The following is a 20,594-nucleotide window of genomic DNA, read 5'->3' as shown; positions in this document are numbered from 1 at the left end:
GCCAGCGTTATCCGCCGTGGATTGACCGGCGGATAACCCGTTCCGGGTTATGCGCCCTACGGCTCCACGAACACCTGATAACAACGCCGCGAGCGCGAAGACGCCCGCGCGATGGAACCCTTTTGTCCGGCTTCTGGCCGGGAGTACTGCCCAGCAACACAACAACGCCAATCCGGCTGTGGGAGTCGTTCCATGAAAGTGTCCTTGCTCACGCGTGTCTCCATCACCTGTGCCCTAGCTGCCGCTGTCGGCAGTGTCCAGGCGCAGTCCCAAAGCATCACCGTCATCTCCTTCGGCGGCGCCACCAAGGCGGCCCAGGAGCAGGCCTACTTCAAGCCCTTCGAGGCCAGCGGCGCCGGCAAGATCGTCGCCGGCGAGTACAACGGCGAGATGGCCAAGGTGAAGGCCATGGTCGATGTCGGCAAGGTCACCTGGGACGTGGTCGAGGTGGAAAGCCCCGAGCTGCTGCGCGGCTGCGAGGAAGGCCTGTTCGAGCGCATCGACCCGGCAGCCATCGGCGACGAAAAGAACTTCGTCCCCGGCACCCTCAGCGAGTGCGGCGTGGCCACCTACGTCTGGTCCATGGTCATGGCCTATAACGGCGCCAAGGTCGCCAAGGCCCCGCAATCCTGGGCCGACTTCTGGAACACCGCCGAATACCCGGGCAAGCGCGGCCTGCGCAAGGGCGCCAAGTACACCCTGGAAATCGCCCTGCTGGCCGACGGCGTGAAACAGGAAGATCTCTACAAGGTGCTCGGCACCCAGGAAGGCGTCGACCGCGCCTTCGCCAAGCTCGACCAGCTCAAGGGCAACATCCAGTGGTGGGAAGCCGGCGCGCAGCCGCCGCAGTGGCTGGCCGCCGGCGACGTGGTGATGAGCGCCGCCTACAACGGCCGCATCGCCGCCGCGCAGAAGGAAGGCGTGAAGCTGGGCATCGTCTGGCCCGGCAGCCTGTATGACCCGGAATACTGGGCCGTGGTGAAAGGCACGCCGAACAAGGCGCTGGCCGAGAAATTCATCGCCTTCGCCAGCCAGCCGCAAACCCAGAAGACCTTCTCCGAGAACATCCCCTACGGCCCGGTGCACAAGGGCACGCTGGACCTGCTGCCGGCGGACGTGCGCGACGCGCTGCCCACCGCGCCGGCCAACCTCGAAGGCGCCCGCTCGGTGGACGCGGCCTTCTGGGTCGACCACGGCGAAGAGCTCGAGCAGCGCTTCAACGCCTGGGCCGCCCGCTGATCCTTTCCTGATCCAAGCCCGGCGCCCGCGCCGGGCCTGCCTTGCCAACGACGCGTGAGAATCACAATGACAACGACGCAAAACCAGGCGACGACCCTGGAGCTGAGCACCATCCAGCCCATCGCCGCACACGAACGACACGGCCGCGCCCGCGACCTCTTCACCATCTGGTTCGGCAGCAACATCATGCTGCTGACCGTGGTCACCGGCGCCCTGGCGGTCACCGTGTTCAAGCTGCCGTTCTTCGCCGCCGTGCTGGCGCTGGTACTCGGTAACCTGGTGGGAGGCGTGTTCATGGCCCTGCACTCGGCCCAGGGCCCGCAGCTGGGCGTACCGCAGATGGTGCAGACCCGCGGCCAGTTCGGCTCCTTCGGTTCCCTCCTGGTGGTCGCCCTGGTGGTGATCATGTACCTGGGCTTCTTTGCCTCCAACCTGGTCCTCGGCGGCCAGGCGCTGCATGCGCGCTTCGAGGTGATCGGCACCAACACCGGCATCCTGCTGGTGGGCGCGATCAGCGTGATCGCCACGGTGTTCGGCTACCGCCTGATCCACGGCTACACCCGCGTGATGTCCTGGCTGTCCGGCGCGGTGCTGCTGGTCAGCTTCGTCTGGCTGGTGTTCGTCCACGGCCTGCCGGCGGACCTGCTGCAGCGCAACGAGAACAACATCCCCGGCTTCCTCGGCGCGCTGTCCATCGCCGCCCTGTGGCAGCTGGCCTACGCACCCTACGTCTCCGACTACTCGCGCTACATGCCGCAGGGCACCGGTTCGCGCACCGCATTCTGGTCGAGCTACTGGGGCTGCTGCCTGGGTTCGATCCTGCCCATGCTGCTGGGCGTGCTGGTCGGCCTGTCGGTGGGCGAGGGCGACGTCATTGCCGGCCTGATCGAGATGACCGGCGGCTTCAGCGCCATCATGGTCGCGGTGTTCTCCATCGGCATCGCCGCCACCAACTCGATGAACCTGTACTGCGGCACCCTCTCGGCCATCACCGTCGGCCAGACGCTGATTCCCGCCTGGTCGGCCAAGGCCGGCTGGCGCGCGGTGATCGCCCTGGCGCTGTTCGGCGGCTCGCTGACCATCGCCCTGCTCGGCCAGGACAACTTCATGGCCAACTACACCAACTTCATCCTGCTGCTGCTCTACGTGCTGGTGCCCTGGAGCGCGATCAACCTGGTCGACTACTACCTGATCGCCCATGGCGAGTACGACGTGCTGTCGTTCTTCCGCCGTGACGGCGGCATCTACGGCACCTTCAACTGGACCGCGGTGAACTGCTACATCCTCGGCATCCTGGTGCAGGTTCCGTTCATGTCCACCGCGCTCTACACTGGCGCTGCCGCGCAGGCCATGAACGGCGCAGACATCTCCTGGGTGGTCGGCCTGGGCGTGGTTTCGCCGGTCTACTGGCTGTTCAGCCGCAAGCGCCAGCGCGCCCTGAAGGCGGCCCGCGCATGAGCCGCCGCACCGGGTTTTTCTTCGACGAGCGCTGCTTCTGGCACGCGACCGGGCTGCATGCGCTGATCCTCCCCGTCGGTGGCTGGTTGCAGCCGCCGGTGGGCGCCGGCCACGCCGAGTCGCCGGAGAGCAAGCGCCGGCTGAAAAGCCTGATGGATGTCTCCGGGCTGAGCGCTCAGCTGCACCTGTCCAGCGCGCCGCTGGCCAGCGAGGAAGACCTGCTGCGGGTACACCCGGCCAGCTACCTGGAGCGCTTCAAGGCCTACAGCGAAGTCGGCCACGGCGACATGGGCGAAGAGACCATGGTCAGCCACGGCACCTACGACATCGCCCGGCAGTCCGCCGGCCTGACCATCGCCGCGGTGGATGCGGTGCTGCGCGGTGAACTGGACAACGCCTACGCGCTGTCTCGGCCGCCGGGCCATCACTGCCTGCCGGATCGCGGCATGGGCTTCTGCTACCTGGCGAACATCGCTGTGGCAGTGGAGACGGCCAAGGCGCGCCACGGTATCAAGCGTGTGGCAGTGCTCGACTGGGACGTGCACCACGGCAACGGCACCGAGGCGATCTTCTACGGCCGTGACGACGTGCTGACCCTGTCGATCCACCAGGCCGACTGCTATCCGACCGGCACCGGTGCGGTGGGCGATATCGGCGAGGGCGCGGGCAAGGGTTACAACCTCAACGTGCCGCTCTATCCGGGCAGTGGTGACGACGCTTACCGCGTGGCCATGGAAACCATCATCGTGCCGGCGCTGGAGCGCTTCCAGCCGGAACTGATCGTGGTCGCCAGCGGCTTCGACGCCAACGGCGTGGACCCGCTGGCGCGCATGCTCGCCCACAGCGAGACCTTCCGCTTCATGACCGCTGCTGTGCGCGATGCTGCCGAGCGCCTGTGCGACGGTCGCCTGGTGGTGGTCCACGAAGGCGGCTACGCGGAAGCCTACGTGCCGTTCTGCGGTCACGCGGTGATCGAGGAAATGGCCGGCGTACGCACCGCAGTGGTCGACCCCTTTCTGCCGATGCTCGAAGGCCAGCAGCCCGACGCGGACTTCCGCGCCTTCCAGCGCCAGGCGCTGGAGCGGATGGCGGCGAAGCTGCTTGGCTGAGTCTGGCGACCTCACGGCGGATAACCGCAAGCGGTTATTCGCCCTACGTTCAGGTTGCGGATTCTCGTAGGGCGCATAACGCCCCAAGCGTTATCCGCCGTTACCCTGCGAGAGCGGCTAGAGTGGGGACTCCATCCAAAACAACGGATAGCGTCCCCATGAAGTTCCTGCTCCTTCCCCTCGGCCTGCTGGCCTTCTCTTCCCTCGCTCACGCCGACGACTGTGCCGACGCCCAGACCCAGGCCGAGATCAATGCCTGCACCGGCGCTGCCTACAAGGCCAGCGACAAGCGTCTCAACGACCTCTACGGGCAGTACCGCCAGCGTCTGGATGCCGGGCAGAAGAAGGCCCTGACCGCCGCGCAGAAGGCCTGGCTGAACTACCGCGATCTCAGCTGCCAGTTCGAGACGGCCGGCGCCAAGGGCGGCTCGGGCTATCCAATGGCCTACAGCAACTGCCTGAAGGCCATGACCGATAACCGCATCAAGGAACTGCAGGTGCTGTCCGATTGCCAGGAAGGCGACTTCAACTGCCCTGCGCCCAAGCCGTGACTAGCACTTCGTAGGAGCGAGCTTGCTCGCGGACGGATTACCCGGCGACTCCATACTTGTGCGGGTTCGCGAGCAAGCTCGCTCCTACAGGTGAAGCAGTACCAACATGCAGACAAAAAAAGGGAGCCTTGCGGCTCCCCTGGAGAGACGGCCGCGGAAGTGGAGTCGCGGCCGGGGGTTCAGGTGCGCCGTCAGGCAGCGCTGAACAGGCTGTGCGGGTCGATGACGAATTTCTTCGGTACGCCGGCATCGAACTCGCCGTAGCCTTTCGGTGCCTGGTCCAGGGTGATGACCTCCACCCCGACGACGTCGGCGATCTTGATGCGGTCCCACATGATCGCCTGCATCAGCTGGCGGTTGTACTTCATCACCGGGGTCTGGCCGGTGTGGAAGCTGTGCGACTTGGCCCAGCCCAGGCCGAAGCGGATGCTCAGCGAGCCCTGCTTGGCGGCCGCGTCCACCGCGCCCGGGTCTTCGGTGACGTAGAGGCCCGGGATGCCGATCTTGCCGGCCACCCGCACCACACCCATCAGCGAGTTCAGCACGGTGGCCGGAGCCTCGTGCTGCGAGCCCGAGTGACCGTGGCCACGGGCCTCGAAGCCCACCGCGTCGACCGCGCAGTCCACCTCAGGCTCGCCCAGCAGATCGGCGATCTGCTCGTGCAGCGGGGTGTCCTTGGACAGGTCGGCGATCTCGAAGCCCTGGGCCTTGGCGTGGGCCAGGCGGGTCGGGTTGACGTCGCCGACAATCACCACGGCAGCGCCCAGCAGGCGGGCCGAAGCGGCGGCGGCAAGGCCGACCGGACCGGCACCGGCGATGTAGACGGTGCTGCCCGGACCGACGCCGGCCGTCACCGCACCGTGGTAGCCGGTGGGGAGGATGTCGGAGAGGCAGGTCAGGTCGCGGATCTTCTCCATCGCCGCGTCGCGGTTGGGCAGGCGCAGCAGGTTGAAGTCGGCGTAGGGAACCATCACGTACTCGGCCTGGCCACCGACCCAGCCGCCCATGTCGACGTAGCCGTAGGCACCGCCGGCGCGGGACGGGTTGACCGTCAGGCAGACGCCGGTGTGCTGCTCCTTGCAGGTGCGGCAGTGGCCACAGGCGACGTTGAACGGCACCGAGACCAGGTCGCCGATCTTCATGGTTTCCACACCGCGGCCGATCTCCACCACCTCGCCGGTGATCTCGTGGCCCAGCACCAGGCCTTCGGGCGCGGTGGTACGGCCACGGACCATGTGCTGGTCGGAGCCGCAGATGTTGGTGGAAACGACGCGCAGGATCACCCCGTGGTCGATCTGCTTGCCCAGCGGGTCCTGCATCTTCGGATAGGGGATGTTCTGAACTTCGACCTTGCCCGGGCCGAGATAAACCACACCACGATTGCCAGACATACGCATTCCTCATTGTGTTTGTGGGTACAAAGGCGGGCCTTGCGGCTCGCGGTTCGCACTGGGATGTCGTGTGTTGCGCGACAGGGCCGGGGGATTGGCAGCCGGCGGTCTGTCGGTGTTGCTCGGTGCTTGGGAGCGGGCTCAGGACCCTCTCCCCAACCCTCTCCCTGAAGGGAGAGGGGGCTTGTTCGGTACATCGGCTGGGCACCGGTTTCACCGGCCGCTCCAGAAACGCAGGGCGGATGAGCTCCATCCATCCGCCGTTCGGAGTGTCATGGCGCATAACGTCTGTGGCGTTATGCGCCCCACGGAGCGGTAGAGTTACAGCACCACCGTCCGGTTGGCGTTCAGGAAGACGCGTTTTTCGATGTGGTAGCCCACGGCCTTCGCCAGGGTCAGGCACTCCACGTCGCGGCCCTTGGCGATCAGGTCCTCGGGGTAGTGGGAGTGGTCCACGGGCTCGACGCCCTGGGCGATGATCGGGCCCTCGTCGAGGTCGTTGTTGATGTAGTGGGCGGTGGCGCCGACCAGCTTCACGCCCTTCTGGTAGGCCTGGTGGTAGGGCTTGGCGCCCTTGAAGCCGGGTAGCAGCGAGTGGTGGATGTTGATCGCCCAGCCGTCCAGGCGGCGGCACAGCTCGGGGGACAGCACCTGCATGTAGCGGGCGAGGATCACCAGCTCGGCGCCGGTCTCCTCGATCACCCGCCAGACCTTCGCCTCCTGTGCGCCCTTGTCGTTGGGGTCGAGGGCGAAGTGGTGGTAGGGGATGCCGTGCCAGCGTGCCAGCGGCTCCAGGTCCGGGTGGTTGGAGACCACCGCCACCACGTCCATCGGCAGCTGGCCGATGCGCTGGCGGTAGAGCAGGTCGTTCAGGCAGTGGTCGGCCTTGGAGACCATGATCACCACCTTGCTGCGGTAGCCCGGCGGGGTCAGTTCGACGTTCATCTGGAAGGGCGAGACGCGGTCGGCGAGGCCGGCGCGGAAGGCCGCTTCGTCGAAGCCGTCGCCGGCGCGGAATTCGATGCGGATGAAGAAACGCTGCGCCAGGCGGTCGTCGAAGGAGTGGTGCTCGGTGACGTAGCAGCTCTGCTCGAACAGGTAGCGCGTGACCACGTCCACCGTGCCCAGCAGGCTGGGGCTGTCGGCGGTGAGGATCCAGGTATCGGGGGTGCGGCTCATGGTCTGACTCCGAAGGATTTCCCCCCGCCGGTGCGACGGGGTGAATCGACGCCTGTTACGCCGCTACCTGCAGGCCATACTCGGCGCAGGAGTCCTGCAGCCACAGCCAGAAGTAGTCGGAGAAGCTGCGGCGCACCACCAGTTCCCAGGTGTGCTCGCCGGTATGGCGGATCACCAGCTGGGACTTGGCGAAGTTCGTACCCACCGCCTTGCCCACCGGGAAGTTGCTCGGGTGCACGTCGTAGCCAGTGGACTTCATCAGCACTTCGCGGACCTTGGCGCCTTCGAGCTCCAGCAGGGTCTGGCCGCCGCTGACGTTGATCACCGAGTAGTGCAGCTCTTCGCCCAGCGCCTCGCGCAGGCGCTGCTCGACGGCGAATTCCTCGCCGCCGGGGACGATCAGCAGCCACTCGTCCGGGCCGAGCCACTGCAGCGAGGTCTCGCCCTTGGCCACCAGGCCCAGGGCCACCGGCAGCTCCAGGCCCAGGGCCTTGTGCACGCCGCCGGCGAAGGCCGGGTCGTGGGCATCGCCACGCAGGGTCAGGTGGCCGAGGAATTTCTTCTCGCGCAGGGTCACGCCGGCATTGGCCAGCTTGCGCGCGGCGAGCTTGTCCAGCTCGGCGTGGTGCAGGGGCGACTCGGCCTGGATGCCGTCTGCGGGGCGTTGCTCGTAGAGATTTGCCTTGCTCATTCGTTTTCACCTTGGGGCGTCGTGCGCCCTGGAAGCCTGTCTGCCCTCTCCCTGACCCTCTCCCTGAAGGGAGAGGGGATATCCGAGTGCGCTTCACGCACCGTGCCATCCGGGAGCTTCAGTCACTCCCTCTCCTTTCAGGGAGAGGGCGGGGGAGAGGGGCGAACCCCACTCCGATCAATCCACGTTCTGCCGTTCGCCTTTCGGGTCGTAGAACACCGAGCTGCAGATTTCCGCCTCGATCACGCGGCCGTCCGGCAGCGGGGCGTAGACCTTCTCCCCCAGGCGCTTGATGCCGCCCTTCACCACCGCCAGGGCGAAGCTGTAGCCCAGGCTGCTGCTCATGTAGCTGGAGGTGACGTGGCCGACCATGGTCGCGGGGATGCTGTGCTGCGGGGTGAACAGCAGTTGCGCGCCCTCGGGCAGCAGGTCCATCGGGTTGGTCGGCTTGAGGCCTACCAGCTGCTTGCGGTCCTCGCGCTGGCAGTCGGCGCGGTTCATGCCGCGCCAGCCGATCCAGGAGAACGGCTTGGTGCGACCCACCGCCCAACCCATGTTCAGGTCGTCCGGGGTGACCGAGGCATCGGTGTCCTGGCCGACGATGATGAAGCCCTTCTCGGCGCGCAGGACGTGCATGGTCTCGGTGCCATAAGGCGTCAGGTTGTACTTGGCGCCGGCGGCGACGATGGCCTCCAGCACACCCATGGCGTAGTTGGCCTGGATGTTCACCTCGTACGACAGCTCGCCGGTGAAGGAGATGCGGAACACCCGCGCCGGTACGCCGGCGACCTTGCCTTCCTTCCAGGTCATGAAGGGGAAGGCGTCCTTGCCCAGGTCGATGTCGGTGACCTCGGCCAGCAGCTTGCGGCTGTTGGGGCCGGACAGGGTGAGGGTGGCCCAGTGGTCGGTGACCGAGGTGAAGTACACCTTCAGCTCCGGCCATTCGGTCTGGTGGTACAGCTCCAGCCACTCCATGACGCGCGCCGCGCCGCCGGTGGTGGTGGTCATGACGAAGTGGTTGTCCGCCAGGCACGCGGTCACGCCATCGTCGAAGACCATGCCGTCTTCCTTGCACATCAGGCCGTAGCGGGCCTTGCCCACTTCCAGCTTGGTCCAGGCATTGGTGTAGACGCGGTTGAGGAACTCGCGGGCGTCCGGGCCCTGGATGTCGATCTTGCCCAGGGTCGAGGCGTCCAGCAGGCCGACCGACTCACGTACGGCGCGGCACTCGCGGGCCACGGCGGCGTGCATGTCTTCGCCGCGCTTGGGGAAGTACCAGGGGCGCTTCCACTGGCCGACGTCCTCGAACTCGGCGCCGTTCTTCACGTGCCAGGCGTGCAGGGCGGTGAAGCGCACCGGCTCGAACAGGTGGCCGCAGTGACGGCCGGCGACGGCGCCGAAGGTCACCGGGGTGTAGTTCGGGCGGAACATGGTGGTGCCGGTGTCGGCGATGCTCTTGCCCTGGGCGCGGGCGGCGATGGCCAGGCCGTTGATATTGCCCAGCTTGCCCTGGTCGGTGCCGAAGCCCAGCGCGGTGTAGCGCTTGACGTGCTCGATGGACTCGAAGCCCTCGCGGCAGGCCAGTTCGATGGCGGCGGCGGTGACGTCGTTCTGGGTGTCGACGAACTGCTTGGGCGCCCGCGCCGTGGTTTTCTCGTGGGGCACCTGGAACAGCGCGAGGGTGGCGTCTTCGGCACGCTCGGCCACCACCGGCAGCTCGCCGGCGACGGACTTGAAGCCGCCATCGACAGCCGCCTGGCTGCCGGCCTGGTAGCCGTCGGCCAGGGCATCGGCGAGGCGGAACACACCGTTCACCGCACCGGCGCAAATGCGCTTCTGGAAGGCCAGGCCGGGAACGAAGGCGAGGATGTCCTCGCGCCATTCCGGCTTGCCGCCCAGGTGCGAGGCCAGGTGCACCACCGGGCTGTAGCCGCCGGAGCTGGCGACCAGGTCGCAGTCCAGCCACTCACCGGGCGCATTGACCTTGTGGCGGAAGGTGTCGATGGAGGCGACCTTCGCACCGGTCACGCGTTTGCTGCCGCGTGCCTCGATCACTGCGCTGCCGGTGATGACCCGCATACCGCGCTTGCGCGCTTCCTCGACCCACTCGCCGCGCGGATTGGGGCGGGCGTCGGCGATGGCGACCACCTGCAGACCGGCTTCCTGCCAGTCCAGGGCGACGCGGTAGGCGTAGTCGTTGTTGGTGGACAGCACCAGCTTCTTGCCCGGTGCCACGCCGTAGCGGCGTACATAGGTGGAGACGGCGCCGGCGAGCATGTTGCCCGGCACGTCGTTGTTGCCGTAGACCAGCGGGCGCTCGTGGGCGCCGGCGGCGAGCACCACGCGGTTGGCGCGGACCCGATGCACGCGCATGCGCACCTGGCCCAGCGGAGCGGTTTCGCCCAGGTGGTCGGTGCGGCGCTCGTGAATGGTGAGGAAGTTGTGGTCGTGGTAGCCGTTGACCGTGGAACGCGGCAGCAGGATCACGTCCGGGTTGCCCTGCAGCTCGGCGATGGCCTTGGCCACCCACTCCTCGGCCGGCTTGCAGTCGAGGGTCTCGCGGGTGTCGAGCAGGCTGCCGCCGAACTCTTCCTGTTCGTCGGCGAGGATCACCCGCGCACCGCTGCGCGAGGCGGCCAGGGCGGCGGCGAGGCCGGCCGGGCCGGCGCCGACGATCAGTACGTCGGCGTGGTGGTTCATCCAGTCGTAGCTGTCCGGGTCCACTTCGGTGGGCGCACGGCCAAGACCTGCGGCCTTGCGGATGTACTTCTCGTAGGTCAGCCACATGGACTGCGGGTACATGAAGGTCTTGTAGTAGAAGCCGGGCGGCATCATCTTCCCGCCGACCTTGCCGAAGATCCCCATGAGGTCGTTCTGCACGTTCGGCCAGCCGTTGGTGGCGGTCGCCACCAGGCCGTTGTACAGGGCCTGCTGGGTGGCGCGCACGTTGGGCACCTGGGTGGATTCGCGCGAGCCGATCTGCAGGATGGCGTTGGGCTCTTCGGCGCCGGCGGCGACGATGCCGCGCGGGCGCGAGTACTTGAAGCTGCGGCCGAGGATGTCGACGCCGTTGGCGAGCAGGGCGGCGGCCAGGGTGTCACCGGCGAAGCCCTGGTAGCTCTGGCCGTTGAAGCTGAAGGTGAGCGACTTGCTGCGGTCGATGCGACCGCCACGGGACAGGCGATTGATCTGGCTCATTAGGCCTTCTCCACGGCGGGCTTGACGGCGGTTTTCTTCTCGGATTCGGCGGTGATGCTCGGTTTTTCGCCGATCTTGTAGGTTTCCAGGATTTCGTAGGTCACGGTGTGGCGGGTGACGTTGAAGTACTGGCGGCAGCCGGCGGCGTGCACCCACAGCTCGTGGTGGATACCGCGCGGGTTGTCGCGGAAGAACATGTACTCGCCCCACTCGGCGTCGGTGCAGGCTGCCGGGTCGAGCGGGCGCGGGATGTGCGCCTGGCCCTTGGCGTGGAATTCCTCTTCGGAACGCAGCTCGCCGCAATGGGGGCAGAAGATATTCAGCATGGTGGAGCCTCCCGAGTTTCCTTCCGAGTGGCGTGGGGGTGTTGGCACTTCGCCGAACCACCCTCTCCCGCCCTTCGGGCACCCTCTCCCTGAAGGGAGAGGGTCATCAGATTTCGCCCTTCGGGCGGTTGTTAATGCGCGACGGCGGCAGCGCCGTGTTCGTCGATCAGCGCGCCGGTGTGGAAGCGTTCGATGGAGAAGGGCGCCGCCAGCGGATGCGGCTCGCCCTTGGCGAGGGTGGCGGCGAAGACGTTGCCCGAGCCGGGAGTGGCTTTGAAGCCGCCGGTGCCCCAGCCGCAGTTGAAGAACAGGTTCTTCACCGGGGCCTTGCCGATGATCGGGCAGGCGTCCGGGGTGGTGTCGACGATGCCGCCCCACTGGCGGTTCATGCGCACGCGCGAGAGCACCGGGAACATCTCGACGATGGCCTGCAGGGTGTGCTCGATCACCGGGTAGGAGCCGCGCTGGCCGTAGCCGTTGTAGCCGTCGATGCCGGCGCCGATGACCAGGTCGCCCTTGTCCGACTGGCTGATGTAGCCGTGCACGGCGTTGGACATGATCACGCTGTCGATGATGGGTTTCAGCGGCTCGGAAACCAGCGCCTGCAGCGGGTGCGATTCGATCGGCAGGCGGAAGCCGGCGAGCATGGCCATGTGCCCGGAGTTGCCGGCGGTGACCACGCCGACGCGCTTGGCGCCGATGAAGCCGCGGTTGGTCTCGACGCCGATGACCGCGCCGTCCTGCTTGCGGAAGCCGATCACTTCGGTCTGCTGGATCAGGTCGACGCCCAGGGCGTCGGCGGCGCGGGCGAAGCCCCAGGCCACGGCATCGTGACGGGCCACGCCACCGCGGCGCTGCACGGTGGAACCCATGACCGGGTAACGGGCGCTTTTAGTGCAGTTCAGGTAGGGAATCTCTTCGGCCACCTGCTGGGCGTTGAGCAGTTCGCCGTCCACGCCGTTGAGGCGGTTGGCGCTGACGCGGCGTTCGCCGTCGCGCATGTCCTGCAGGGTGTGGCAGAGGTTGTAGACCCCGCGCTGGGAGAACATGACGTTGTAGTTGAGGTCCTGGGACAGGCCTTCCCACAGCTTCATGGCGTGTTCGTAGAGCAGCGCCGACTCGTCCCACAGGTAGTTGGAACGCACGATGGTGGTGTTGCGCGCGGTGTTGCCGCCGCCCAGCCAGCCCTTCTCGACCACCGCGACATTGGTGATGCCGTGCTCCTTGGCCAGGTAATAGGCCGTGGCCAGGCCGTGCCCGCCGCCGCCGACGATGACCACGTCGTAGACCTGCTTGGGCGTGGGCGTGCGCCACATGCGCTGCCAGTTCTCGTGGTGGCTCAGGGAATGCTTGAACAGGCCGAAGCCGGAGTAGCGTTGCATGGGGTGCTCCTGATTGTTCTTGTCGCCGTGGCTGCTCTTGGTAGGAGCGAGCTTGCTCGCGAATGAGTTGTCGGGATCGCGAGCAGGCTCGCTCCTACAGACGGCTGAAATTTCTCAACGGTAGACCGGGAAGTCCGCACACAGGCCCGCGACCTGGGTGGCCACCTTGGCCTCCACGTCGGCGTCACCCAGGTGGTCGAGCACGTCGCTGATCCAGCCGGCCAGCTCGCGGCACTGTTCTTCTTTCAGCCCGCGGGTGGTGACGGCCGGGGTGCCGATGCGGATGCCGGAGGTGACGAACGGGCTCTGCGGGTCGTTCGGCACGGCGTTCTTGTTCACCGTGATGCCGACGCGGCCGAGGGCGGCGTCCGCTTCCTTGCCGGTCAGGCCCTGCTTCACCAGGCTGATCAGCATCAGGTGGTTGTCGGTGCCGCCGGAGACCACGTCGTAGCCGCGCTCGATGAACACCGAAGCCATGGCCTGGGCGTTCCTGATCACTTGCGCCTGGTAGTCCTTGAAGCCGGGCTCCAGCGCTTCCTTGAAGCACACCGCCTTGGCGGCGATCACGTGCATCAGCGGGCCGCCCTGGGCGCCGGGGAAGACCGCGGAGTTGAGCTTCTTCTCGATCTCTTCGTTGGATTTCGCCAGGATCAGGCCGCCGCGCGGGCCGCGCAGGGTCTTGTGGGTGGTGGTGGTGACCACGTCGGCGTAGGGCAGCGGGTTCGGGTACAGGCCAGCGGCAACCAGGCCGGCGACGTGGGCCATGTCGACGAACAGCAGCGCCCCGACCTTGTCGGCGATGGCGCGGAAGCGCGGGAAGTCGAGGGTCTTGGAGTAGGCGGAGAAGCCGGCGACGATCATCTTCGGCTTGTGCTCCACGGCCAGGCGCTCGACCTCGTCGTAGTCGATCAGCCCGGTGTCGGTGTTCAGGCCGTACTGCACGGCGTTGTAGAGCTTGCCCGAGGACGACACCTTGGCGCCGTGGGTCAGGTGGCCGCCGTGGGCCAGGCTCATGCCCAGGATGGTGTCGCCGGCATTGATCAGCGCCAGATAGACGGCGGAGTTGGCCGAGGAACCCGAGTGCGGCTGGACGTTGGCGTAGTCGGCGCCGAACAGCTGCTTGGCGCGATCGATGGCCAGCTGCTCGACTTTATCCACATGCTCGCAGCCGCCGTAGTAGCGCTTGCCTGGATAACCTTCGGCGTACTTGTTGGTCAGCCCGCTGCCCTGAGCCTGCATGACGCGCTTGCTGGTGTAGTTCTCCGAAGCGATCAGCTCGAGGTGGTCCTCCTGGCGCGCTTCCTCGGCATCCATCGCCGCGAGCAGTTCGTCGTCATAGCCCTGGATCTGGTCTTGCTTGCTGAACATCGCTGGTCTCCCTGTGGCGCCGCAGCGCCCTGGCCGGTACGGGACGCAATTGGCCCCCTTGGCAGCGATGGTATGACTGGCCCTGCCAGCCCAGATGCCTGCGCACGTCGCGGGTAGGTGCGTTTGCGACATGCCGCGACCGGCGCAAAAGCGACCGGGTGCGTGGAATTGCATGCGGCGGCTGGTCAGAATGCGACATGCCCGCGCCAGGACGGCGCGGCCCGCGGAGCCCTGCCGATGAAGCGCTTCCTCTTATGTGGTTCGCTGTGCCTTGCGCTGCTGTCGCCGGCCTTGTCGGCCTGGGGCATGTCGCGCCTGTTCGACGGCGACGCGCGGGTCTGGGTGCAGGGCCGGACGCTGTGCTTCGGCGGCGCGGCATTCAAGTCGCCGGGCCTGTTCTTCAACCGCACGCTGCAGGTGGATGAACGGCAGGTGGCGGTGCACTCCATCGAAGTCGCGCGTGATCCCTACGAGCCGTTCTGGTCGGCGGCCAGCATCGAACCGACCCAGGGCATGCCGCTGCGCAGCGACACCTGCTTCGCCTACGGCCAGGCGATTCCCGGCTTTCACGAGAAAGTCCCGGCTCGGCCCCTGCAGCCCGGCCTGTACAACGTCACCCTCGGCGGGCGCGACAGTACCGGGGACGGCCAGCGGGCGACCTTCATGAAGACCTTCTGCCTGGAAGCGCGCGGCGCCGGGGTGGCGGTGATCGATGCCGGCTTTGACGAAAAGCAGGGGCGCTGGGTCTGCAACCCCCCGCAATGAAGCTGCTGATAGGAACCGCAGGGCCAAGGGACTAAACTGCGCCCCTCACGAAATGCGAGGACGCCATGAACCGTTCCCTGACTCTGTTTTCCGCCCTGCTGCTCACCGCGACGCTGCAGGGCTGTGGTGACGACAGCAAACCCGCCAAGGCCGAAGCGCCCGAAGCCGCCAGTAGCGCCGCCGCGGCCACCCCGGCCGGCGACAGCTGCACCGGCCATGTGCTGGAGAAGGCGTTGCCGCCGACGAAGGCCGTCTACGGCTATGCCTACCTGTCCCGCGAGTGCGGCTACGATGATGCCACCATCGTCTATGGCAAGGCCGACGGCAGCCAGCACCTGGTCGTGACCCTGACCGACACCGGCCTGCCGGCGCCGGGTACCGACCAGCAGGGCGAGGCCGCCAAGCAGTACCTGGCCGCCCAGGCCAAGCTGCGCGACACCACCGCGAAGAACGTCTCGCTGCTCAACCAGGCGCGCCAGGCCGCGCTGCAGAACGGCACCGCAGCGCAGTTCGGCGGCGAGCAGTATCTGCCGGTGATCGACAGCACCCGCATGGGCGACCCGCTGGCCATCAGCGTGCCGGGCCCGGACGACAAGGCCGGCGAATCCAGCCTGACCGGCCTGATCAAGGGCCGCTACGTGCTCAACATGACCTCGCCGGACAAGCCCAACGGCGGCACTGCCCAGTCCCTGCGCGAGCTGTTCGTGCCCATCTCCGAACAGATGGCGCTGACCAAGCTGCCCTGATCGATCAAGAGACTTCTGACAGAGGTGCGTCCCTCTTTCTGATCCTCCACCTTGCCTAGTTCTTAGGAAAATTCCCGGCGTCGTTAATCAACCCCAACGCCGGGAAGAGGTGGAGGACCATGAATTTCAAGACGAGAGGCCTGCCGGTATTCCTGGCGGCCCTGCTGTCGCTTTCCGTGCAGGCGACGCAGATGCCGGTGCCGGTCCATGAAGTCAAAGCCTACAGCGGCGCCGACGGCGTCAAGGTATGGGTGGAGCAGGTCGGGCCCCGCCGGGCCAACATGTTTCTGGTGCGCATTGGCGGCGTCGATCATGCCTGGAACATGCGCATCCACCGGATGGATGGGCTGAGCCTGCTGGATGAGTCACTGTTCAAGCTGCATTCCCCGCACGAGGAGCCTGTCGCCCTGGTCCTGCATGGCGACTGCGGCGAAGTGATGCTGCCCGGCGAATCCGCCGGCCGGAAGGTCTGCTATGACCAGGCGCTCTCGGCCACTCAGGATGCCCGGCAGTTCGTTTCGGCCTATGTGAATCAGCGCCTGTAGGTTGCCGGGCTGCACGAGCCGCGGGGATTTCGCTACGCTGCTGACTGACTTTCCGTGCAGTGCCGAGGCAAGCCCATGACCGACAACACCCAACAGTTCGCCAGCGACAACTACTCCGGCATCTGCCCCGAAGCCTGGGCGGCCATGGCCGAAGCCAACCGCGGCCACGAGCGCGCCTACGGCGACGACCAGTGGACCGCCCGCGCCTCCGACTACTTCCGCGAGCTGTTCGAGACCGACTGCGAAGTGTTCTTCGCCTTCAACGGCACCGCGGCCAACTCCCTGGCCCTGGCGGCGCTGTGCCAGAGCTACCACGGCGTGATCTGCGCCGAGACCGCCCACGTCGAGACCGACGAGTGCGGCGCGCCGGAGTTCTTCTCCAACGGCTCCAAGCTGCTGCTGGCGCGCACCGATGCCCAGGGCAAGCTGACCCCGGAAGCGATCCGCGAGATCGCCGGCAAGCGCCAGGACATCCACTACCCGAAGGCGCGCGTGGTCACCATCACCCAGGCCACCGAGGTCGGCACCGTCTACCGCCCCGACGAACTGCAGGCGCTCAGTGCCACCTGCCGTGAGCTGGGCCTGCACCTGCACATGGACGGCGCGCGTTTCTCCAACGCCTGCGCTTTCCTTGGCGCCACCCCGGCGGAGCTGACCTGGAAGGCCGGCGTCGAAGTGCTCTGCTTCGGCGGCACCAAGAACGGCATGGCGGTGGGCGAGGCCATCCTGTTCTTCAACCGTGAACTGGCCGAAGGCTTCGACTACCGCTGCAAGCAGGCCGGCCAGCTGGCCTCGAAGATGCGCTTCCTCGCCGCGCCCTGGGTTGGCGTGCTGCAGGACGACGCCTGGATGCATTACGCCAGCCACGCCAACCGCTGTGCACAACTGCTGGCCGAACGCGTCGCCGACGTACCGGGCGTACAGCTGATGTTCCCGGTGGAAGCCAACGGGGTGTTCCTGCAGATGTCCGAGACCGCCCTTGAGGCCCTGCGCCAGCTGGGCTGGCGCTTCTACACCTTCATCGGCGCCGGCGGCGCGCGCTTCATGTGCTCGTGGGATACCGAGATCGCCCGCGTCGAGGAGCTGGCGGCCGACATTCGTAAGGTGATGGGCGCTTGAGCCTGAGTTGTCCCCAGGCGCTGGGGACGGTTGCTCGCGCAACCTGTCCCCAACCTGTGGATGAATCCCTGCAGGCCACGGTTGGCATGGCCTGCACCACTCTGCTCAAAATTTGACCAATGCCTGTAGGAGCGGGCCAGGCCCGCGATCGCGCGCATGGCGCGCTCCTACAGCGACCTCCGGCTTCAGATACGCACCGCCGTACCGCTCACGCTGACCATCAGCATGCTGCCGTTCTGCCCCACCACCTCGTAATCCAGGTCGATGCCGACCACGGCATTGGCGCCCAGCTCCTGCGCGCGCTCCTGCAGTTCCTCGAAGGCGATCTCCCGCGCCCTGCCCAGTTCCTTCTCGTACGCACCGGAGCGGCCGCCGATGATGTCGCGCAAGCCGGCGAACAGGTCGCGGAACACGTTCGCACCGAGGATCGCCTCGCCCACGACGATGCCGCGGTATTCCCGGATGGTCTTGCCCTCGATGGTGGGTGTGGTGGTCAGGATCATGGGACTGGCTCCTCTGCCGGGGTGGAAATCCAGCATAGCCCCGCACCCTGTCGAAGGCCGCACCGGCTGTGTTTCAGCATTTGCCGAAAATCCGGGGGCAACCTTGTGATAAAGCTGTGGACAACCGGGTGGAAAATGACAGCGCCGTGGCACTTTGATGAACGGCGCGGAATCGCCGATAAATTTCACAAGATCCACGTAATCCGTGGCTTTCAGCCGGGTCATGGGGTGTTTTGGAGATCTCCACAGCCACTGTGGAGGCAAGCTTGTCCAACCTGTGGAAAAACTGTTGGGAGGTGCCTGCAAAGCTGATGGCGCGGGGCTTCCCTGAAGCTGGTTGTTTTCTGATCAATCACGCTTTTTCAATGAGTTGCGGGGCTGTGTATCGATTGCGGCGGAATTTCTGTGCACGATCTTTCCACCGCTATCCCCGGTTTGTGTTGACCCACTTGTGCGCCACCTGTGGAAAACATCACCCATGCCACGCCCGGCGCGGCTTCTGCAGGCTTGTTCAAGGATTGATCAGCGGTGCGCGCAAACGACTGATCCACAGTCACTTTTCCCCAGCGGTGCGGGGTGCATGAAACTTTCCACAATGCCTGTGGGGCGAACCTCGCAGAAGGTGTGGACAACCTGTACCCAGAACGCTGCAGGCCACGCGCGGCGCGCCCCTGTCGGGTTAGTACGTTTTTTGACCAATTGATGAAAGTCGCGCCGTTACTGGGTTTCAGGGGATTTTCGGCGGGTTTTCCACATCGGCTGTGCAGCGTTCTGCCGGGAACTTGTGAGCGGGTTGTGGATGGATCGCTGCGAGCCGCGCTGGCTCTGGCTCGCGCCGGGCTGGTCAATATTTGTCCAGGAGCGCAGGGCCGGCTGCTTATACTTCAATCACCCTGGGGGCGGGAGATTCAGCATGTCCAGTTACTCGGTGGAACAGATCCGCACCGTGGCCCTGGTCGGCCATGGCGACAGCGGCAAGACCCTGCTTGCCGAAGCGCTGCTGCAGCACAGCGGCGCCATTCCCAGCATGGGCTCGCTGGAGCGCGGCGACACCCTGTGCGACTCCGACCCGCTGGAGCGCGAGTACCATCACTCCCTCTCCGCCGCCCTGGTGCACTTCGAGCATGAGGGCGCGCAAGTCCGCCTGATCGATACGCCCGGTTATCCCGATTTCATCGGCCATGCGCTGCCGGCACTGGCGGCCGTGGAAACCGCGCTGGTGGTGGTCAATGCGCAGAACGGCATCGAGCTGAGCACCCGCCGCATGATGGACTGGGCCGGCGAGCGCGGGTTGTGCCGGATGCTGGTGGTGAACAAGATCGACGCCGAGCGCATCGACCTTCCGGGCCTTCTGGCGGGTTTGCGCGAGTCGTTCGGCAAGGAGGTATTACCCATCAACCTGCCTGCCGGGGGCGGCGCGAGGGTGGTGGATTGTTTCTTCAATCCCGACGGCGAGGCGGATTTCTCCTCGGTAGCCGAAGCGCACCAGGCGCTGGTGGACCAGGTGGTGGAGGTCGACGAGGCGTTGATGGCGCATTACCTGGAGGAGGGCGAGGTGGCGCCCGAGGCGCTGCATGAGCCTTTCGAGCGCGCCCTGCGCGAAGGCCACCTGATCCCGCTGTGCTTCGTCTCCGCCCGTACTGGCGCCGGGGTGCCGGAGCTGGCGGATATCCTCGCGCGCCTCGCGCCGAACCCCACGGAGGGCAATCCGCCGCTGTTCCTGCGCACCGACGGGAAAGGCGCCGAGCACCCGGTGAAGTCCAGCCCGGACCCGGCCGCCCATGTGCTGGCCCACGTGTTCAAGGTGGTGATCGACCCCTTTGTCGGTCGCCTGGCGGTATTCCGTGTACACCAGGGCACCATCCGCCGGGAAATGCCGCTGTTCGCCGGCGACGGGCGCAAGCCGTTCAAGGTCGGCCATCTGTTGCGCCTGCAGGGAAAGAAGCACGAAGAAGCGCCTTGGCTGATCCCCGGTGACTTCGGCGCCCTGAGCAAGGTCGACGAACTGGAATACGGCGTGGTGCTGCACGATTCCCACGACGAGGACCACATCCACCTCAAACCGCTGGATTTCCCCACGCCCATGCAGGGCCTGGCCATCGAAGCGAGCCGCCGAGGCGACGAGCAGCGCCTGGCGGAAATCCTCCAGCGCCTGCAGGCCGAAGACCCCTGCGTGCGCCTGGACTACAACGCCGCCACCCAGGAGACCGTGCTGCGCGGGATGGGCGAGTTGCACCTGCGCTACCTGCTCGAGCGCATGGCCGGGCAGTACAAGCTGGAGGTGCAGACCCGCGCACCCAGCGTGCCCTACCGCGAGACGGCGACCCGCAGCGCCGAGGGCCATAGTCGGCACAAGAAGCAGACCGGCGGGGCAGGGCAGTTCGGCGAGGTGTTCCTGCGCATCGAGCCGCTGCCGCGCGGCGAGGGCTTTGCCTTCATCGATGCGATCAAGGGCGGGGTGATCCCGGGCAACTTCATCCCCTCGGTGGAGAAGGGCGTGCGCTCGGCGCTGGCGGCCGGGCCGCTGGCCGGTTTCCCGGTGGAGGACGTGAAGGTCACGGTGTTCGACGGCAAGAGCCATTCGGTGGACTCCAAGGACATCGCCTTCCAGGCCGCCGGGCGCAAGGCCATGCTCGATGCGCTGCGCAATGCTGGCGGTATCGTGCTGGAGCCGGTGATGCAGATCGAGGTGACGACGCCGGATTCCCATCTGGGCGACATCACCGCCGACCTCACCGGCCGCCGCGGCCAGGTACTGGGCACCGAGTCGCTGTCGGCCAGCGTTGCGCTGGTGCGCGGGCAGGTGCCGTTGGCGGAGCTGGATGGTTATGCCAACCGGCTGAAATCCATCACCGCCGGCCAGGGCCTCTACAGCCTTTCCTCCAGCCACTACAGCGCCGTCCCACAGGACGTGCAGCAACGCCTGTCCAGCGGCTACAAGGCAGTCCCGGAAGAAGATTGAGCGAATGTGGATAGTCGTCGCAGCCGGTGCGCTGAAAGGCCCGTTGCTGGGCGTTCGCGCGT

General features: G+C 66.5%; 17 protein-coding genes. 9 read left to right on the top strand and 8 right to left on the bottom strand.

Features of this window, described 5'->3' with window-relative positions; all coding sequences use genetic code 11:
• The first annotated feature begins 192 nt into the window (after positions 1 to 192).
• From J2T47_RS00245 to J2T47_RS00230, 4 genes are all read left to right on the top strand, one after another.
• Entirely contained in the window at positions 193 to 1,239 is a 1,047-nt protein-coding gene (locus J2T47_RS00245) for an ABC transporter substrate-binding protein (RefSeq protein ID WP_253441415.1), read from the top strand.
• Between the two features lie 66 nt (positions 1,240 to 1,305).
• On the top strand, positions 1,306 to 2,697 hold the full coding sequence (locus J2T47_RS00240; protein ID WP_054909650.1) for a purine-cytosine permease family protein: 1,392 nt from the start codon (positions 1,306 to 1,308) through the stop codon (positions 2,695 to 2,697).
• Entirely contained in the window at positions 2,694 to 3,806 is a 1,113-nt protein-coding gene (locus tag J2T47_RS00235) for a class II histone deacetylase (protein WP_253441413.1), read from the top strand. Before J2T47_RS00240 ends, J2T47_RS00235 begins: the two co-directional genes overlap by 4 nt.
• A gap of 158 nt (positions 3,807 to 3,964) precedes the next feature.
• Positions 3,965 to 4,357 (top strand): lysozyme inhibitor LprI family protein, encoded by a 393-nt coding sequence (locus J2T47_RS00230; RefSeq protein ID WP_253441411.1) that lies wholly within the window; start codon positions 3,965 to 3,967, stop codon positions 4,355 to 4,357.
• A 191-nt stretch (positions 4,358 to 4,548) separates the two neighbouring features.
• Here the strand turns inward: J2T47_RS00230 and fdhA are convergent, their stop codons facing one another.
• The 7 genes from fdhA to glyA all read right to left on the bottom strand — a co-directional run bounded on the left by fdhA (position 4,549) and on the right by glyA (position 13,892).
• Positions 4,549 to 5,748, bottom strand: coding sequence for a formaldehyde dehydrogenase, glutathione-independent (gene fdhA / locus J2T47_RS00225; RefSeq protein WP_253441409.1), 1,200 nt, complete (start codon positions 5,746 to 5,748; stop codon positions 4,549 to 4,551).
• A 321-nt stretch (positions 5,749 to 6,069) separates the two neighbouring features.
• Positions 6,070 to 6,927 (bottom strand): formyltetrahydrofolate deformylase, encoded by an 858-nt coding sequence (locus J2T47_RS00220; protein WP_253441407.1) that lies wholly within the window; start codon positions 6,925 to 6,927, stop codon positions 6,070 to 6,072.
• Positions 6,928 to 6,982: 55 nt separating this feature from the next.
• Positions 6,983 to 7,618, bottom strand: a complete 636-nt coding sequence (locus tag J2T47_RS00215; RefSeq protein WP_253441405.1) for a sarcosine oxidase subunit gamma — start codon at positions 7,616 to 7,618, stop codon at positions 6,983 to 6,985.
• Positions 7,619 to 7,795: 177 nt separating this feature from the next.
• On the bottom strand, positions 7,796 to 10,816 hold the full coding sequence (locus J2T47_RS00210) for a sarcosine oxidase subunit alpha (RefSeq protein ID WP_253441403.1): 3,021 nt from the start codon (positions 10,814 to 10,816) through the stop codon (positions 7,796 to 7,798).
• Complete coding sequence (locus J2T47_RS00205; protein ID WP_253441401.1) at positions 10,816 to 11,142, bottom strand: sarcosine oxidase subunit delta; 327 nt, start codon at positions 11,140 to 11,142, stop codon at positions 10,816 to 10,818. The genes J2T47_RS00210 and J2T47_RS00205 overlap by 1 nt, the downstream gene beginning before the upstream one ends.
• A 131-nt stretch (positions 11,143 to 11,273) precedes the next feature.
• On the bottom strand, positions 11,274 to 12,524 hold the full coding sequence (locus J2T47_RS00200) for a sarcosine oxidase subunit beta (RefSeq protein ID WP_253441399.1): 1,251 nt from the start codon (positions 12,522 to 12,524) through the stop codon (positions 11,274 to 11,276).
• A 114-nt stretch (positions 12,525 to 12,638) separates the two neighbouring features.
• Positions 12,639 to 13,892, bottom strand: coding sequence for a serine hydroxymethyltransferase (gene glyA / locus J2T47_RS00195; protein ID WP_081519121.1), 1,254 nt, complete (start codon positions 13,890 to 13,892; stop codon positions 12,639 to 12,641).
• A 237-nt stretch (positions 13,893 to 14,129) separates the two neighbouring features.
• Between glyA and J2T47_RS00190 the strand changes: the two genes are divergently transcribed.
• The 4 genes from J2T47_RS00190 (at position 14,130) to J2T47_RS00175 (ending at position 17,067) form a co-directional block, all read left to right on the top strand.
• The gene (locus tag J2T47_RS00190) at positions 14,130 to 14,657 is read left to right on the top strand and encodes a hypothetical protein (protein ID WP_253441397.1); all 528 of its coding nucleotides are present in this window, start codon (positions 14,130 to 14,132) and stop codon (positions 14,655 to 14,657) included.
• 65 nt (positions 14,658 to 14,722) lie between these two features.
• Complete coding sequence (locus J2T47_RS00185; protein ID WP_253441395.1) at positions 14,723 to 15,403, top strand: hypothetical protein; 681 nt, start codon at positions 14,723 to 14,725, stop codon at positions 15,401 to 15,403.
• A gap of 119 nt (positions 15,404 to 15,522) precedes the next feature.
• A complete protein-coding gene (locus tag J2T47_RS00180; RefSeq protein ID WP_253441393.1) occupies positions 15,523 to 15,948 on the top strand; it encodes a hypothetical protein in 426 nt (141 codons plus the stop codon).
• 75 nt (positions 15,949 to 16,023) lie between these two features.
• A complete protein-coding gene (locus J2T47_RS00175) occupies positions 16,024 to 17,067 on the top strand; it encodes a threonine aldolase family protein (protein WP_253441391.1) in 1,044 nt (347 codons plus the stop codon).
• A gap of 185 nt (positions 17,068 to 17,252) precedes the next feature.
• Here the strand turns inward: J2T47_RS00175 and J2T47_RS00170 are convergent, their stop codons facing one another.
• Positions 17,253 to 17,570: a heavy metal-binding domain-containing protein gene (locus J2T47_RS00170; protein WP_253441390.1), complete on the bottom strand. Its 318-nt coding sequence runs from the start codon at positions 17,568 to 17,570 to the stop codon at positions 17,253 to 17,255.
• Between the two features lie 913 nt (positions 17,571 to 18,483).
• Between J2T47_RS00170 and fusA the strand changes: the two genes are divergently transcribed.
• The gene (gene fusA / locus J2T47_RS00165) at positions 18,484 to 20,532 is read left to right on the top strand and encodes an elongation factor G (RefSeq protein WP_253441389.1); all 2,049 of its coding nucleotides are present in this window, start codon (positions 18,484 to 18,486) and stop codon (positions 20,530 to 20,532) included.
• The last annotated feature ends 62 nt before the right edge of the window (positions 20,533 to 20,594 follow it).

The sequence above is a fragment of the Pseudomonas nitroreducens genome, assembly GCF_024170165.1.
In the GTDB taxonomy this organism is placed as follows: Bacteria; Pseudomonadota; Gammaproteobacteria; order Pseudomonadales; family Pseudomonadaceae; genus Pseudomonas; species Pseudomonas nitroreducens_C.
Note: the sequence above shows the minus strand (reverse complement) of the source record. Positions and strands in the feature narration are given on the sequence as shown.

What these genes read in the sequence shown, in the direction of transcription:
- J2T47_RS00245 (WP_253441415.1), top strand. Translation starts at nt 193, where the DNA reads ATGAAAGTGTCCTTGCTCACGCGTGTCTCCATCACCTGTGCCCTAGCT.
- J2T47_RS00240 (WP_054909650.1), top strand. Translation starts at nt 1,306, where the DNA reads ATGACAACGACGCAAAACCAGGCGACGACCCTGGAGCTGAGCACCATC.
- J2T47_RS00235 (WP_253441413.1), top strand. Translation starts at nt 2,694, where the DNA reads ATGAGCCGCCGCACCGGGTTTTTCTTCGACGAGCGCTGCTTCTGGCAC.
- J2T47_RS00230 (WP_253441411.1), top strand. Translation starts at nt 3,965, where the DNA reads ATGAAGTTCCTGCTCCTTCCCCTCGGCCTGCTGGCCTTCTCTTCCCTC.
- fdhA (WP_253441409.1), bottom strand. Translation starts at nt 5,748, where the DNA reads ATGTCTGGCAATCGTGGTGTGGTTTATCTCGGCCCGGGCAAGGTCGAA.
- J2T47_RS00220 (WP_253441407.1), bottom strand. Translation starts at nt 6,927, where the DNA reads ATGAGCCGCACCCCCGATACCTGGATCCTCACCGCCGACAGCCCCAGC.
- J2T47_RS00215 (WP_253441405.1), bottom strand. Translation starts at nt 7,618, where the DNA reads ATGAGCAAGGCAAATCTCTACGAGCAACGCCCCGCAGACGGCATCCAG.
- J2T47_RS00210 (WP_253441403.1), bottom strand. Translation starts at nt 10,816, where the DNA reads ATGAGCCAGATCAATCGCCTGTCCCGTGGCGGTCGCATCGACCGCAGC.
- J2T47_RS00205 (WP_253441401.1), bottom strand. Translation starts at nt 11,142, where the DNA reads ATGCTGAATATCTTCTGCCCCCATTGCGGCGAGCTGCGTTCCGAAGAG.
- J2T47_RS00200 (WP_253441399.1), bottom strand. Translation starts at nt 12,524, where the DNA reads ATGCAACGCTACTCCGGCTTCGGCCTGTTCAAGCATTCCCTGAGCCAC.
- glyA (WP_081519121.1), bottom strand. Translation starts at nt 13,892, where the DNA reads ATGTTCAGCAAGCAAGACCAGATCCAGGGCTATGACGACGAACTGCTC.
- J2T47_RS00190 (WP_253441397.1), top strand. Translation starts at nt 14,130, where the DNA reads ATGAAGCGCTTCCTCTTATGTGGTTCGCTGTGCCTTGCGCTGCTGTCG.
- J2T47_RS00185 (WP_253441395.1), top strand. Translation starts at nt 14,723, where the DNA reads ATGAACCGTTCCCTGACTCTGTTTTCCGCCCTGCTGCTCACCGCGACG.
- J2T47_RS00180 (WP_253441393.1), top strand. Translation starts at nt 15,523, where the DNA reads ATGAATTTCAAGACGAGAGGCCTGCCGGTATTCCTGGCGGCCCTGCTG.
- J2T47_RS00175 (WP_253441391.1), top strand. Translation starts at nt 16,024, where the DNA reads ATGACCGACAACACCCAACAGTTCGCCAGCGACAACTACTCCGGCATC.
- J2T47_RS00170 (WP_253441390.1), bottom strand. Translation starts at nt 17,570, where the DNA reads ATGATCCTGACCACCACACCCACCATCGAGGGCAAGACCATCCGGGAA.
- fusA (WP_253441389.1), top strand. Translation starts at nt 18,484, where the DNA reads ATGTCCAGTTACTCGGTGGAACAGATCCGCACCGTGGCCCTGGTCGGC.